This is a genomic window from Undibacterium sp. TC9W (assembly GCF_049339865.1).
Lineage (GTDB): Bacteria > Pseudomonadota > Gammaproteobacteria > Burkholderiales > Burkholderiaceae_D > Undibacterium.
Map to the genome: position 1 here is coordinate 18,347 of NZ_JBMPPJ010000029.1, position 15,219 is coordinate 33,565.

Genomic DNA, 15,219 nt, shown 5'->3' on the forward strand with positions numbered 1-15,219 from the left:
TACGCAATTCAGAAATGCATAGATGACCAAAGGTGTGGCAGAGATGACCACTCACTACGGTCACTGGCAAATCCCAATAAAAGAAAGAAGTGTGCGATTTGAAATCAGCTAAAGATATGCTGTCGTCCAGCCTCCATCAGCTTAAAAACGTCTGGAAACATGGTCAGTTGCGCTTGCAAACCTATGTCTCCCAGTCCGGAGCCGAATTACCATTGCGTGCCGACTTGTACAGTGCCCTGCAAATGGAACAGCATGGCCGCATACTGGCGAACAGCCATAAGCTCAGCACTGTTTTTGGGCAAGATCAACTCCTGGCCCGGCTGGCTGATAATCAGGAAGTGATCATGAATGCCTGTACCTTGCTGACAGAAGCCATCAAGGAAGGCAGACCCGTCACCCCCGCCGCTGCGTGGCTACTGGATAATTACTATCTGATTGAAGAACAGATACGCACGGCAAAACGCCATTTACCCAAGAATTACAGCAAGGAACTGCCACGTCTGTTGCGCGGCAATTCAGCCGGACGGCCTCGCGTGTATGACATTGCACTGGAAACCATTTCGCATGGCGACGGCAGGGTAGATCCGGAAAACTTGAGCCGTTTCATCAGCGCTTATCAACTGGTCTCGGTATTAAAGCTCGGTGAGCTGTGGGCCATTCCCATCATGCTGCGTCTGGCCTTGATAGAAAATTTGCGCCGGGTGGCAACCAATCTGACAACCACCCACAATAACCGCAACCTCGCCGCCAAATGGGCAGAGGAAATGACTGAGACTGCAGAGAAAGACCCCAGCAATCTGATCTTGCTGGTTGCCGACATGTCACGTTCAAAGCCGCCCCTGGACAGCTCTTTCGTTGCCGAAATGATGCGCAGGCTGCAAGGTCAGGGGCCCGCTCTTGCCCTGCCATTGAACTGGTTATCGCAACGCTTGGCAGAAACTGGCGATACCATAGAACATCTGGTACACCTTGATTCACAACATCAGGCGGCTGACCAGATTTCCATCAGCAACAGCATAGGTAGCCTGCGTTTGCTGACGTCTATGGACTGGCGTGATTTTGTCGAAAGCATGAGTGTGGTAGATCGTTGTCTGCGTGAAGATCCCGCAGCCATTTATACGCACATGGATTTTTCGACACGCGATCTGTACCGCCATGCGGTAGAGAAAATTGCCAAAGGCAGCGGTTTCTCAGAAGCCGATGTCGCCCACAATGCCTTGCGTTTCGCCCGCGAAGCGGCCAACAAATATGGTCAGGATGCGCGCAGTGCCCATATAGGTTATTTCTTGATCGGCAAAGGCCGGGTTGAACTTGAGCGCTCTACGGCAATGCAACATGCCTTACCGGAATCGATCAAGCACGCTATCCGTGATTCTGCCCTGAGTATTTATCTGGGCAGCATAGTCATCATCAGCCTAGCAACCACAGGCTTGCTGTTGAACCAGGTCAGGTATGCTGATGTCAATCCCTACTTGCTGGCTGGCTTCATCGCTGCCAGCCTGATTGCCAGCAGCCAGTTTGCGCTGTCCATGGTTAATTGGCTGGCTACCTTCGTTGCTCTGCCGCGGCCTCTGCCTCGCATGGATTTTTCCAAAGGCATACCACTGGAAGCAAGCACCCTGGTAGTAGTGCCAACGATGCTGTTCAATGTGCGGAATATTGATGCCTTGTCAGAAGCCATGGAAGTACGTTTCCTGGCCAATAGCGATGCCAATCTGCGTTTTTGCCTGTTGACTGATTTTCCTGATGCAGCGACCGAGACCCTGGAAACGGATGAAGAACTGCTGGATCATATCAGCAATATCACAGAGGCACTTAACACGAAATATCCGCGTCCAGATGGAGACCATTTCATCATCATGCACAGACCACGGGTCTGGAACGCGCAAGAAAAAATCTGGATGGCGTATGAGCGCAAGCGAGGCAAACTGGCCGCCCTGAACAGCTACTTGCGCGGCACGGGAGCTGATGCGTTCATGCGTATCATTGGTAATACGGCCGGTCTGGAGAACATGAAGTATGTGATTACCCTGGATACCGATACGGAATTACCACGCGATGCGGCGCGCAAATTCGTGGCAACCATAGCCCACCCGCTCAACCGTGCCTACTACGATGACAAGCTGCACAGGGTTACAGACGGTTATGGAATTCTACAACCGCGTGTCGCAGTCAGCCTGCCCGCCAGCGACGCTTCTTATTATGAATTGTTGTGTGGTGGTGAAGCTGGTATTGACCCTTATACACGTAGCGTGTCAGATGTGTATCAGGATGTCTTTGATGAAGGTTCATTCATCGGCAAGGGTATCTATGATATCGATGTATTCGAGCATGCCCTGAAAAATCGCATGCCAGAAAACCGTATCCTCAGCCATGATTTGCTGGAAGGCTGTTATGCCCGTGCTGGTCTGCTGAGTGATGTGCAGTTGTATGAAGAATATCCATCAAGCTATCTGGCTGATATACGTCGCCGCCATCGCTGGATACGGGGTGACTGGCAGATCGCGTCCTGGTTATTACCCAAAGTACCAGGCCCCAAGGATGAAGTTACTGGCAAACCCGTCAAGCGCACCAATTCCTTGTCCTCACTATCGCACTGGAAGCTGTTCGACAACCTGCGTCGCAGCTTGGTGCCGCTGGCGCTTGTCGCCTTCCTGGTTATCGCCTGGAGCGGTTTGCCGCATGCCTGGTTATGGTCGGCGGCAGCTCTTGGTTTTTTACTGATACCTGCTGCCAGTGGATTCGTATTTAACCTGACCCAAAAACCTGACGATGTTTTCCTCCGTCAGCATCTGCTGTCATTGCTGCGGTCGAGTACCCAACATTTTATTCATGCCTCACTGAGTCTGGTATTTTTGCCCTATGAAGCCTGGATCAATCTTGATGCCATTTTGCGCACGCAATGGCGTGTATTGATTTCGCACAGGCGTTTGCTGGAATGGAACCCTTCTACCATCAGCAATCATCAGTTCAAGAATACTGTCTGGAATAATTTTCGCAGCATGTGGATCGCGCCGTTATTTTCTGTTGCAGTATTTTTCTTCCTCGACTATATCAACCCAGTTGCCTTGCGCGCAGCAGCACCGATCTTGTTGCTGTGGTTTATCTCGCCTGTCATTGCTTATCTGATGAGCCGTGAAAAGCAACAGCGAGTGTCTCAATTAAGCACGGAACAAACAGAGTTTTTGCAAGCGACCGCACGCAAAACCTGGCTGTTTTTTGAAACCTATGTCGGGCCCGAAGACAACTGGCTGCCACCTGACAATGTACAGTTCCATCCTGTCAACGTAACGGCTCACCGCACTTCACCGACCAATATAGGTTTGTCGCTGCTGGCCAATCTGGTGGCCTATGATTTTGGCTACATCCCGGTAGGTCAGCTATTGCAGCGTACGCAAGATACGTTTGCCAGCCTGAGCAAAATGGAACGTCACCAGGATCATTTCTATAACTGGTACGACACCAAGACGCTACAACCGCTGCAACCCTTGTATATTTCAACAGTAGATAGCGGCAATCTGGCCGGCCATTTGCTGACCCTGCGCCCTGGCCTGTCAGCTTTGTCAGATGCTCCTATCTGCCAGCCACGCCTGTTTTGCGGCTTGCATGATACTTACCTGATATTGCGCAACACCGTTGGTGAGCACGTCGCAGGCAGGCTGGCAGAGTTTAAAACTGATCTTGATGTGCTGTGTCTGAGCGCACCAACTTCACTGATCGTCATCTATGACTGCCTGAAACGCCTGAAACATCATGCTGACAGTTATCTTGCCAGCCACACCGTGGTGGCAGATAATCTATCCCACGTATGGGCAAGTGCGCTGAGCAGACAAACCCATGCACAACTCGATGAGTTGGTCTATCTCGCACCTTGGCTGACACTGCCAGAGCCAGGTAGTTGGCTGCAAGCTTTTCCGCAGCTTGATGCGATTCCAACTTTAAAAGTATTGGCGCAATTGGGTTATTCACATAACTCACCAAGAGACGACAGCTTGTCGCTTGATCAACCCAATCTGGCGGGAAGCAAAAATCCTACTTTGGCAGCAATGCTGATGACTGCCAGCAAACGCGCCTCAGACCGCATAAAGCAAATTGGCCAACTGGTGCAGCAGACTGGCGAATTTGCCAGGATGGAATATGAGTTCCTGTACGATGCCAACACCCACCTGCTGACCATAGGCTATAACGTCAATGAGCGCCGGCGCGATGCAGCCTGCTATGATTTGCTGGCATCAGAAGCACGCCTGGCCACGTTTGTCGCTATCGCGCAAGGCCAGATTCCACAAGAGAGCTGGTTTGCACTCGGCCGCCAACTGACGATTGCAGGTGGAGAACCTATCCTGTTGTCCTGGAGCGGGTCGATGTTTGAGTATCTGATGCCCTTGCTGGTCATGCCAAACTTCCAGAATACCTTGCTGGAACAGACTTACCGTTCAGTCGTGCAGCGCCAGATAGAATATGGCGTACAACGCAATGTTCCCTGGGGAATTTCAGAATCAGGTTACAACACCTTTGATGCGCATTTGAATTACCAGTACCGCGCCTTTGGCGTTCCTGGCCTCGGCTTTAAACGCGGGCTGGGTGATGATCTGGTGATCGCGCCGTATGCCTCAATGATGGCATTGATGGTAGAACCAGAAAAAGCCTGCAGCAATCTGGAACAACTGGCATCGCTGGGTTTTGAAGGTGTATATGGCTTCTTTGAGGCGATAGACTATACGCCTTCTCGCTTGCCACGTGGGCAGGCGCATGCCTTGATACGTTCATTCATGGTGCATCACCAGGGCATGGGCTTTTTGTCTCTGGCTTACCTGTTGCTCGACAAGCCTTTGCAAAAGCGCTTTGAATCCGACCCCCTGTTCCAGGCCACCATGTCCTTGCTGCATGAGCGCGTGCCCAAGGCCACCGCTGTGTATTCCAACACGACTGAGCTGGCAGACATACGCAGCGCCGGCGCCGGACAGGAAACACCTTTGCGCGTACTGCACCATGTCAATACCCGCACGCCGGAAGTACAGTTGCTGTCGAATGGCCGTTACCATGTCATGATCAGCAGCGTTGGCGGCAGTTATAGCCGCTGGAACGATCTTGCCATCACCCGCTGGAATGAAGACAGCACCCGCGACCACTGGGGTACTTTCTGTTATGTGCGCGACACCAGCAACGGCAAATATTGGTCCACGGCATTCCAGCCTTGCCTGGTACCTTCTGCCAACTATGAAGTGATTTTCTCTGAAGGCCGGGCAGAATTCCGCCGCAGTGACAATAATCTCGAAATGCATACCGAAATCGTCGTTTCCCCTGAAGATGATATCGAATTGCGCCGTACCCGCATTACCAACCGTTCACGCAACCGCCGTACGATAGACTTCACCAGCTATGCAGAAGTCGTGCTCGCGCCTGCAGCGGCAGATGCCATGCACCCGGCATTCAGCAAATTGTTTGTGCAGACTGAAATCCTGCATGACCAGCATGCGATAGTCTGTACCCGCCGCCCTCGTTCCATGGACGAGAAAATACCAAGCATGTTCCACCTGATATCCCTGCATGGTGCTACGGCAGACAATGTTTCTTATGAAACCGACAGGGCGCAATTCATAGGCCGTGGCAATACGCTGGAAGCGCCTGCAGCCATGCGCGTAGAACGCCTGTCAGACAGCCAGGGTTCTGTACTTGACCCGGTGGTTGCCATACGCTATCAAATTACGCTGGAACCAGAACAGATTGCCACCTTCGATGTTGTCACCGGTGTCGCAGAAAACCGTGACCTGTGCCTGGCGCTGATCGATAAATACCAGGATCAGCATCTGGCGGACCGCGTCATAGGCTTGTCATGGACGCATAGCCAGATTGTCTTGCGTCAGTTGAATATCAGCGAAGCCGATGCACAGCTCTATGGGCGCATGGCAAACTCCGTCATCTACATGAACCCGTTGCTGCGTGCCGATGCGAGTGTGTTGAGCCGCAACCACCGCGGTCAGTCGGGCTTATGGGGCTATGCCATTTCTGGTGACTTGCCTATCGTACTGTTGCAAATCAACCAGCAGGAACATATAGAGCTGGTGCGGCAACTGGTACAGGCCCATGCCTACTGGCGTTCCAAAGGGCTGGCTGTAGATCTGGTGATCTGGAATGAAGACCACGCCACTTACCGCCAGGCCTTGCAGGAACAGATCATGGGCATGATTTCGTCTGTCATTGGTACCCACGCCATAGAAAGGCCGGGTGGTATCTTTGTCCGCATGGCGGAACAGATTTCAGTCGAAGACAAAATCCTGTTCCAGGCGGTTGCGCGCGTCATTCTGAATGACCACCGCGGCAGTCTCATGGAACAACTGAGCCGGCGTGATGTACTGGATCTGCGCGTACCCAAGCTCTTGCCTTCGCGCCAGGTATATTCACAATCTGGATATCAGCCGCTGGCCAACAAGTCAGGCGAGAACAGGAATAACGGCAAGCTGCCAGAAAAACTGCAAAGCTTTAATGGCATAGGTGGATTTTCTGAAGATGGCCGTGAATACATCATCACCACGCGCGAAGGCCAGGTCACACCTGCACCTTGGGTCAATGTGTTGGCCAACCCGCAATTTGGCACTGTCATTTCTGAGAGCGGGCAAGCTTATACCTGGGGTGAAAATGCCCATGAGTTCCGCCTGACGCCCTGGAATAATGATCCTGTCAGCGACAGCAGTGGTGAAGCTTTCTATATCCGCGATGAAGACACCGGTGCCTACTGGTCACCTACTGCCCTGCCTTGCCGCGGCAGTGGTGACTATGTCACCCGCCATGGTTTTGGCTATAGCGTTTTCACTCATGAGGAACACGGCATACGTAGCGAATTGACGGTCTTCGTCTCCATGGACACGGCGGCCAAATATTCCATACTGCGCGTCACCAATGTCTCTGAAGAACAAAGGAAATTGTCAGCGACCGGTTATGTGGAATGGGTACTGGGTGATCTGCGGCCTAAATCCCTGATGCATATCGCGACAGAAATTGATCCGGCCAGTGGCTGTGTTCTGGCACGCAACCCTTACAACACCGAGTTCCCGGGACGCAGGGCATTTTTTGATCTGGATGGTGGTAACCGCAGTGTCACTGGTGACCGTAATGAATTTATCGGCCGCAATGGCAGCCTGCAAAAACCGGCGGCGCTGGAAAGACAACGATTGTCAGGCAAAACCGGGGCCGGTCTTGACCCGTGTGCAGCAATCCAGCAAGAATTTGAATTAAGCCCCGGACAGGAAAAACGACTGGTATTTGTGCTGGGTACGGTCATGACCGATCACACCAATGTCACACAATTCATACAGCAACACCGCGGTATTGCGGCGGCAGAACAGGCACTCAATAAAGTGCATGATTACTGGCGCGATACTCTCGGTGTAGTACAGGTGAACACGCCTGACCAGGAGATGAACCTGCTTGCCAACGGCTGGTTGCTGTATCAAACCATCGCCTGCCGTCTGTGGGCACGTAGCGGCTACTATCAATCTGGCGGTGCATTTGGCTTCCGTGATCAGTTGCAGGACAGTATGGCGCTGGTACACACCAGGCAAACGCTGGCGCGCGAACAATTGCTGTTGTCAGCCGCCCATCAATTCGTCGAGGGTGATGTACAGCACTGGTGGCATCCGCCGATAGGGCGCGGCGTACGCACCCATTGTTCTGATGATTATCTGTGGCTGCCTCTGGCAGTGGCGCGTTATGTCAACAGCACTGGCGACTTTGGTATTCTGGATGAAGAATTGCACTATCTCGAAGGCCGCCTCGTCAACCAGGAAGAAGATTCCTATTACGACTTGCCTGGCAGATCACCACACACTGGCAGTCTGTATCAGCATTGCGTCAAGGCCATAGAAAATGGCTTGCGCTTTGGCAGCCATGGTTTGCCTTTGATTGGTTCCTGTGACTGGAACGATGGCATGGATAAAGTCGGTCATCTGGGCAAAGGGGAAAGCGTCTGGCTAGCTTTCTTCCTGCATCAGGTTCTGACAAAATTCTCTGCGATTGCTCTGGCCCGCAATGACAATGAATTCTCCAGCCGTTGTCTTGAGCAGGCGCGTCGGCTGGCAAAGAACATTGACGACAATGCATGGGATGGCGCCTGGTACAGACGCGCCTATTTTGATGATGGCGCTGCACTGGGCTCGGCACAAAATGCAGAATGCCAGATAGACTCGATCTCGCAAAGCTGGGCGATATTGTCAGGGGCAACAAATCCGCAAAGGGCACACCAGGCCATGCAGTCTCTGGATAAACGCCTGATGCGGCGCGACAAGCAGATCATACAGTTGCTGGATCCGGCCTTTGATTGCTCGGGACAAAACCCCGGTTATATCCGTGGTTATGTGCCTGGTGTACGTGAAAACGGCGGGCAATATACCCATGCGGCAATCTGGACCGGCATGGCATTTGCAAAAATGGGAGATGCAGCCCGTGCCTGGGAAGCATTTGACATGATCAATCCTATCCACCATGGTAATTCGCCAGAATCGGTTGCCCGCTACAAGGTGGAACCCTATGTCATCTGTGCCGACGTGTATGCAGTAGCACCACATACTGGCCGTGGTGGCTGGAGCTGGTACACAGGATCAGCTGGCTGGATGTATACCTTCATGATGGAATCTCTGCTGGGATTAAAACGTGAAGGCAAGCACTTGAGCCTGACGCCCTGCGTACCGGAAGGATGGACCAACTTCAGCCTGCGTTATCAACATCTGAGCAGCACCTACCTGATCACGGTCAAACTCAGGGATGTCGCTTACGGACAAAACCTGCTGTTTGTCGATGAGGTCGCCATGGGAGATTTGTTGATACCTCTGCTGGATGATCAGCGTGAACATACTGTGGAGCTTAATTATGTAAAGCCGGTTCAGCAATGATCTGAGAATTTTTTGAGGAGAATTACTCAGTCAGCAATTTGCTTATTCCAGAGTTGATCACCAAATTGAAAACCCGCCATCGCAACAGCAATGGCGGGTTTTTCATGAGCAGTGTGCGTGATTTTTGTAAAAATCCTGTAGCCTAGCTAATTGAATGTCCCCAGTCATTTCAAAACTTGCCCGGCTCCGTAGGAGCGGCTTTAGCCGCGAACATCTGGGCCGTATTGAGGATTCGCGGCTGAAGCCGCTCCTGCAGGTTAAGGTCATGTGACCATTGAGGCAGCCAGTGAGGAAATGACAGTCGCTAATTCAGGGCAATGATTTTTATTACCAAGTACGAATTTGTAGCCGGTACTCATGAATGCAGATAGAGCTACTTATTCCTCATCACAGATAAAAAAAGCCAGATACTTTGCAGTATCTGGCTTCCCTTAATTGAAATTACTGATTGAATCTACTGAAAAACTACTTATTGCCTTGGTTCGCCATTACGGTTCACAGCAATAGTAGATCCTGGAGGAGAACTCATCTGTACGTGATGTTCTACGCCACGATAGTTATAGGTTACATCCCAGTATTGCGGTGTCGTGTTGGCAGTTGTCTGGCAACGGCGTACGTCGCGATCATAGGTGCCACCATTACCACGTCCAGCGTTTGCGCCCAGTGCACCACCAGCGACTGCGCCACCAGCAGTTGCCAGGTCACGGCCAGTGCCGCCACCGACTTGATGACCCAGGATACCGCCGATCAGGGCACCAGCAATGGCACCACCGACATTTGGCTCACTGCGTTCAGCTTGAACTTGCTGGCGTTCTATCCAGCAACGCTCATTTGGCGGGCCTACCACTGCACGTACAGATGTCACAGGCGCGTCATACACACCTTCGTTTGGACGACGGCGGTAATCATAATTTGGCGAGCTCAGAGGTGCCTGCATCTCATTATCATAACGTCCCCTGCCACTGACTGGACGAACGGAAGAAATACGGTTATTCATACCCATGCCGGACAGCGTATCGTAGCTACCTTTGCTCAGGATCATGCAACGGCCACCGAAATTGGCATCGTCACAGACTTCCCAACGGCCACCATTGACAACTACAGAGGATGCCAGGTCATTAAAGCCACTGTTGCGGAAATTGCTTTGTGTGCCGTTGGCACTGAAGGTACGGCCACGGAAGCCTTCGCCTTCATAGAATACGATTTGTGCGCTCGCATGAGCAACCAGTAACAAGCTTGACACGCCGATGATGAATTTTAATTGTTGTTTCATTTATTTCTCCAAGGTTGAAATCTGAACAAAGCTATGGGGGATGGTTCTATTCCGCCATTCAGATTTAGCAAGAGAGCCAGCATGAACGACATATCCATACCGGGGCACCATGAATCATAGCATCCCATTTTTTACAAACCAGTTCTGTACGCTGCCACACATACACATTTCAGTTTCTTTCAAGCAAATTCACTCAATGAATCGCAATGTAGATTTCTTAGGGGAATCATTCTATAAAGCCCAGTCACGCCTTGCCATGTACGTCAGCGCACATTCATTTTCGGCAATGCGGCGTATAAATTCCCATGTCCCTGGCTTCTGGCCTTTGTTAACTTGACCACACTCAGTCAATCAGGAGAAACAACATGAAACTCACACCCCTTAATGAAAAAATGGAACAATGCCTGGCCAATTGCATGGCGTGCCATCGCATTTGTACTACGGCTGCCGCCCATGTCATGCATGGCGACAGCAACCATAGTGAAGTACTACACCTTGTCAGCCTGCTTGATTGTGCCCAGATTTGCCTGGTCCATGCAGATTTCATGGCACGCCGTTCTCCACACCACATGCACCTGGCCCGTGAATGCGCAGAAATTTGCCTGTCTTGCGCCACATTTTGCGAAGCCCATAGCGATGCCGACGGCATGATGAGTGAGTGTGCAAAGGCCTGCCGCACTTGCGCGGACAGTTGCACATCCATGTAGGTCTGGCTACGAAGTGATCTGACAGATCACTGTCTGGTAATGTTGAGACAAGCTTAAAACTTGTTACGGCACATCTGCTGTCTTGGTGGGCAGGCTTGTGCCTGCCCACTGACTACATTTGCCCAGCACGTTTATCTACTTTGTTTGTCTTTGTTTGTCATAGCGCAAAACATGCGCCTGCTTGCGTGTAAGCATGGCAATACATCGATATACGTCCACATATATCAACATGCATCGACATGCATCCAAATAAGTCAAAGCGAAACACATCAATATAGTTTAAGGAAATTATGACTCTCAACACAAAAGCATATCTGATCGGTGGTGGCATCGGCTCCCTGGCTGCAGCCGCATTCATGATACGTGACGGAAAAATCAAGGGCGACAATATCTCCATTCTTGAAGCCACGTCCCTGCTCGGCGGCAGCCTTGACGGCGCTGGCAACCCAGATCAAGGTTACTCATTACGCGGTGGCCGCATGCTGACGACCGACAATTATGAATGTACCTGGGATTTATTCAAATCCATACCCTCGCTACATAATCCAGGAAGATCGGTATTTGAAGAAACGGTAGAGTTCAATGAGCATTACAAGTCCAACTCAAAGGCCAGGCTGGTAGATAAGCGCCGCGCCAAGGTGCCGGTGTCGTCCATGGGTTTCTCCATGCAAGACCGCATGGAATTGCTCAAACTGAGCCAGGCAGATGAGACTGAGATGGGCAACAGCACGATTACTGACTGGCTGTCACCCTCTTTCTTTGAAACTGAATTCTGGTTCATGTGGGCGACCACGTTTGCCTTCCAGCCATGGCACAGCGCTGTTGAGTTCAAACGCTATCTGCACAGATTCATGATGGAATTTTCGCGCATAGAAACTCTGGCTGGTGTGAAACGCACTATCTACAACCAATATGATTCGCTGGTTTTGCCACTGCAAACCTGGCTGAAACAAAATGGCGTGCAATTCATCACGAATTGCCAGGTGCAAAAACTGACGCATACTGTGATCAATGAGCAGTTCCTGGTTACTGGTCTCGAATGTCTGCGTGACGGCGTGGAAGAAAGCATCGCCGTTGCTGATGGTGATCTGGTTTTCCTGCAAAACGGTTCCATGACGGACGCGTCCAGCCTGGGCTCAATGAGCAGTGCGCCGGAAAAGCGCAGCAAGATGGATAGCGGCGGCTGGCGCCTGTGGGAACAGCTTGCGGCTGAAAGGCCAGGGATGGGCAACCCGGCAGCCTTTAATACCTGCATCGCCCAGTCGTGGTGGGAATCGTTCACGGTCACACTCAAGGATCCGCGTTTCTTTGACCTGATGCAAAAATTCAGCGGCAATGAAGCGGGCACTGGCGGACTGGTGACGTTCAAGGACTCCAACTGGCTGATGTCCATCGTGCTGGCGCACCAGCCACATTTCATCAACCAGCCCGCTGGTGTCCAGGTATTCTGGGGTTATGCACTCTACCCTGACCGCATCGGTGACTTTGTGACGAAACCCATGAGCGAATGCAGCGGCGCAGAAATCCTTGAGGAATTGCTGGGTCACCTGCGCTTTGATGCAGAAGTGTTTGACAATGCCAATTGCATCCCTTGCCGCATGCCTTATATCACCAGTATGTTCATGCCCCGCTCTGTTGGTGACCGGCCTTTGCCTGTGCCACCAGGTACAAAAAACTTTGCTTTCATCAGCCAGTTTGTCGAAGTGCCGGATGATGTGGTCTTTACGGTGGAATATTCAGTGCGTGCTGCCCAGATGGCGGTATATCAGTTGCTGGGTGTAAATCGCGAAATACCGCCAATTACGGCCCATGACAAATCGCTGGGAACGAAGTTTGAGGCGCTGGTCAAAGCGTTTAAATAAGCACTGCGTCCAACCGCAATGCAGCCTTTCATGGAGGGGCTGCATTGCATAGCAACTGATGCCCTTTAACAGCCACAAAACTCATGTGTCTGGATGTTCTTTCTGGAAGCGCTGGTTAGCCTCATCCAGATGCTTGATCAGCACATGTGAAATGATATTGACCCCGATGCCACCGAACATGGCAGGCACGAGATACAGGGCCAGTGAAATCTCCGAGACAAATATCGTATCGTCAGCAAGTGAGGGCGACAGTTTTGCTGCGGCTGAGAGTACCTTGAGAAAATAGACGTCCATGCCAGCAATGGCAACCAGGGCAAAACCAAATACCAGGGTGGTTTTTTTGGAGATGGCTTTTTTTAATATCAGGTAGCTGTAGATGCCAAAAGGCATGACCACCGAGGCTATCATCATGAGCCAAAACTTCAATTCTGAAAATATAGTGTTTTCCAAGCATGCATCCTTAAAAGCAAATAAATAAGCGAACACTTACCTAGTGGACTGTAACAGTGGAATCGAGAGTGAAGGACATGTTCCCGGCGCATCAGGGCAAGGCGCAAACCACAGCGATAGCGGGACTATCGCGAGTATTTGCAACGCAGCCATGATCGTCGCGCACATGGCAGGCACTCCGATTTCCACTGTTACAGTCCACTAATGTCTGGAAATATTATTAACCTAATGCATGCCCTCGCAAGTAACGTATTCTCTCACTTTCGTAACGAATTGAATTCCACCTTGAATAGAATCCCTGTTTTCCGATAGTATGGTTTCAACTAGAACTTATTTCCTGAGAGAATGATCGCCGTTGCCGGTGACGCGCGGTTCTTTACTTGCGGGATTGCATGCGTATGTGTCTGTCTTTCCCGCGCCAGACTATCGTTGACATTGCTGCGCGCATAGGCAACTATTGATATAGCCACATCGCTCCTGCTGTATTGCTCCCGCTGTAAGCGTCTGTTTTGCGCTATTCAAACTCATGAAATAAACTGTGCCGCTCACTTTTCACCCCGTGGTGAATTGCGTTGGGTGCCAGAAGTTCTCTGCAAGATACGCATGGATACCAATTAATTTGCTATTCGTTTTAGTACTGACAGTGTGAAGGCATTAAGATGACATCAAGAATCGTCAATTGGAAATCGGCGACTGCCGTACTGGTCGTAATCGCTGCCGCAGCGGGTGGCTGGTGGTATTACCACCGCACGGATGCCAGCACGCCAGCAGATGCGGGTAGTGGTCTTCCAGGAAATGCGGGAAATTCAGGGAATTCAAGTAAGCGAGGCGGTGGACGTGATGCAGGCAACAGAGTGCAACCAGTATCAGTCGTGCCTGCGCAAAAGCGCGACATACGCCTCATTGTCACGGCGATAGGCAATATTGCTGCCGCCAACACCGCTGTTGTGCGCACCAAGGCAGATGGCGAACTCAAGGCGATTTATTTCAAGGAAGGCCAGGCTGTGCAGGCCGGGCAGTTGCTGGCACAGATAGATCCCAAGCCTTTTCAGATTGCCTTGTCACTGGCACAGGGTACCCTGGCGCGTGACCAGGCGCAGTTAAAAAATGCCGAGCTCGATTATCAGCGTTATAAAGACCTGGTCGAAAAACAGGCAGCTCCAAAACAGCAAATGGATACGCAGGAAGCACTGGTGCAGCAACTGCACGGCACCATCCTGTCTGACCAGGCCTCGGTCGATAATGCCAAATTGCAATTGAGTTATACCCGCGTAACCGCCCCCATCTCTGGCCTGGCCGGTTTGAAGCAGGCTGACCTGGGTAATATCGTGCATAGCTCAGACACCAATGGTCTGGTATCAATCACGCAAACCCAGCCGGTTGCGATTGTATTTGCCATCCCCGATGTACGCCTCGATAAATTGCGCCAGCAAATGAAGAACGATGTGCCTTTGCGGGTAGAAGCATGGGACAGGGAACAAAAAAATATCCTGGCAGAAGGCAGTGTCGCCAATACCGATAACAGCATAGATTTGACGACAGGCACAATCAAGGTCAAGGCTCTGTTCCCCAACAAGGACAATGGTCTGTTCCCCAACCAGTTTGTGAATGTACGCCTGCAACTCGATACCATGAAAGATGCGCTGGCAGTGCCTGTCGCATCGGTACAGCGCGGTACCGTAGGCAATTTTGTGTATGTCGTCGGTGAAGGCGGTGTAGTTACGCTGAAGCCTGTCACCACACTGGCCACCGATGGTGACTGGGTGGCCGTCAAGGCAGAACTCAGGCCAGGCGACCAGTTGGTGACCGATGGCGCAGACCGTTTGCGTGATGGTGGCAAGGTGGAAGTCATCGCGGCATCAGCCAGACCTGGCGGCAGTGATGAACCTCGCGGGGGTGGTGGCAAACGACGCAAGGGAGGCGGCGCTTCTGCTTCCGGGTCTGCGTCGGCACCGGTACCTGCTTCAGCGCCAGCAGCGGCATCAGCTCCCGCCCCGGCCTCCGCAGCAGAAACCAGGAAATAAGGGCGCTCAGCTCATCAT

General features: G+C 51.7%; 7 protein-coding genes. 4 read left to right on the top strand and 3 right to left on the bottom strand.

The genetic code is table 11. The features are described from left to right. Positions 1-98: 98 nt before the first annotated feature. The gene (locus ACO0LN_RS26760; RefSeq protein ID WP_422979196.1) at positions 99-8,885 is read left to right on the top strand and encodes a GH36-type glycosyl hydrolase domain-containing protein; all 8,787 of its coding nucleotides are present in this window, start codon (positions 99-101) and stop codon (positions 8,883-8,885) included. Between the two features lie 469 nt (positions 8,886-9,354). On the opposite strand, the gene ACO0LN_RS26765 is transcribed toward ACO0LN_RS26760, so the two are convergent. Continuing rightward, the gene (locus ACO0LN_RS26765) at positions 9,355-10,158 is read right to left on the bottom strand and encodes a beta/gamma crystallin-related protein (RefSeq protein WP_422979198.1); all 804 of its coding nucleotides are present in this window, start codon (positions 10,156-10,158) and stop codon (positions 9,355-9,357) included. 365 nt (positions 10,159-10,523) lie between these two features. On the opposite strand from ACO0LN_RS26765, the gene ACO0LN_RS26770 reads away from it, so the two are divergent. Together ACO0LN_RS26770 and ACO0LN_RS26775 are read left to right on the top strand one after the other, a co-directional pair. After that, positions 10,524-10,865 carry a four-helix bundle copper-binding protein gene (locus ACO0LN_RS26770; protein WP_422979200.1) on the top strand — a complete coding sequence of 114 codons (342 nt, stop codon included), beginning with the start codon at positions 10,524-10,526 and terminating at the stop codon, positions 10,863-10,865. A 290-nt stretch (positions 10,866-11,155) separates the two neighbouring features. Then, a complete protein-coding gene (locus tag ACO0LN_RS26775; protein WP_422979202.1) occupies positions 11,156-12,727 on the top strand; it encodes an oleate hydratase in 1,572 nt (523 codons plus the stop codon). An 81-nt stretch (positions 12,728-12,808) separates the two neighbouring features. Here the strand turns inward: ACO0LN_RS26775 and ACO0LN_RS26780 are convergent, their stop codons facing one another. Further along, entirely contained in the window at positions 12,809-13,177 is a 369-nt protein-coding gene (locus tag ACO0LN_RS26780) for a hypothetical protein (protein WP_422979204.1), read from the bottom strand. Between the two features lie 323 nt (positions 13,178-13,500). Next, complete coding sequence (locus ACO0LN_RS26785; RefSeq protein ID WP_422979206.1) at positions 13,501-13,647, bottom strand: hypothetical protein; 147 nt, start codon at positions 13,645-13,647, stop codon at positions 13,501-13,503. 189 nt (positions 13,648-13,836) lie between these two features. Here ACO0LN_RS26785 and ACO0LN_RS26790 point away from each other — a divergent pair, with 189 nt between their 5' ends. After that, complete coding sequence (locus tag ACO0LN_RS26790; protein WP_422979208.1) at positions 13,837-15,201, top strand: MdtA/MuxA family multidrug efflux RND transporter periplasmic adaptor subunit; 1,365 nt, start codon at positions 13,837-13,839, stop codon at positions 15,199-15,201. The last annotated feature ends 18 nt before the right edge of the window (positions 15,202-15,219 follow it).

Coding starts and splice junctions, on each gene's coding strand:
- ACO0LN_RS26765 (WP_422979198.1), bottom strand. CDS start 10,158: ATGAAACAACAATTAAAATTCATCATCGGCGTGTCAAGCTTGTTACTG.
- ACO0LN_RS26770 (WP_422979200.1), top strand. CDS start 10,524: ATGAAACTCACACCCCTTAATGAAAAAATGGAACAATGCCTGGCCAAT.
- ACO0LN_RS26775 (WP_422979202.1), top strand. CDS start 11,156: ATGACTCTCAACACAAAAGCATATCTGATCGGTGGTGGCATCGGCTCC.
- ACO0LN_RS26790 (WP_422979208.1), top strand. CDS start 13,837: ATGACATCAAGAATCGTCAATTGGAAATCGGCGACTGCCGTACTGGTC.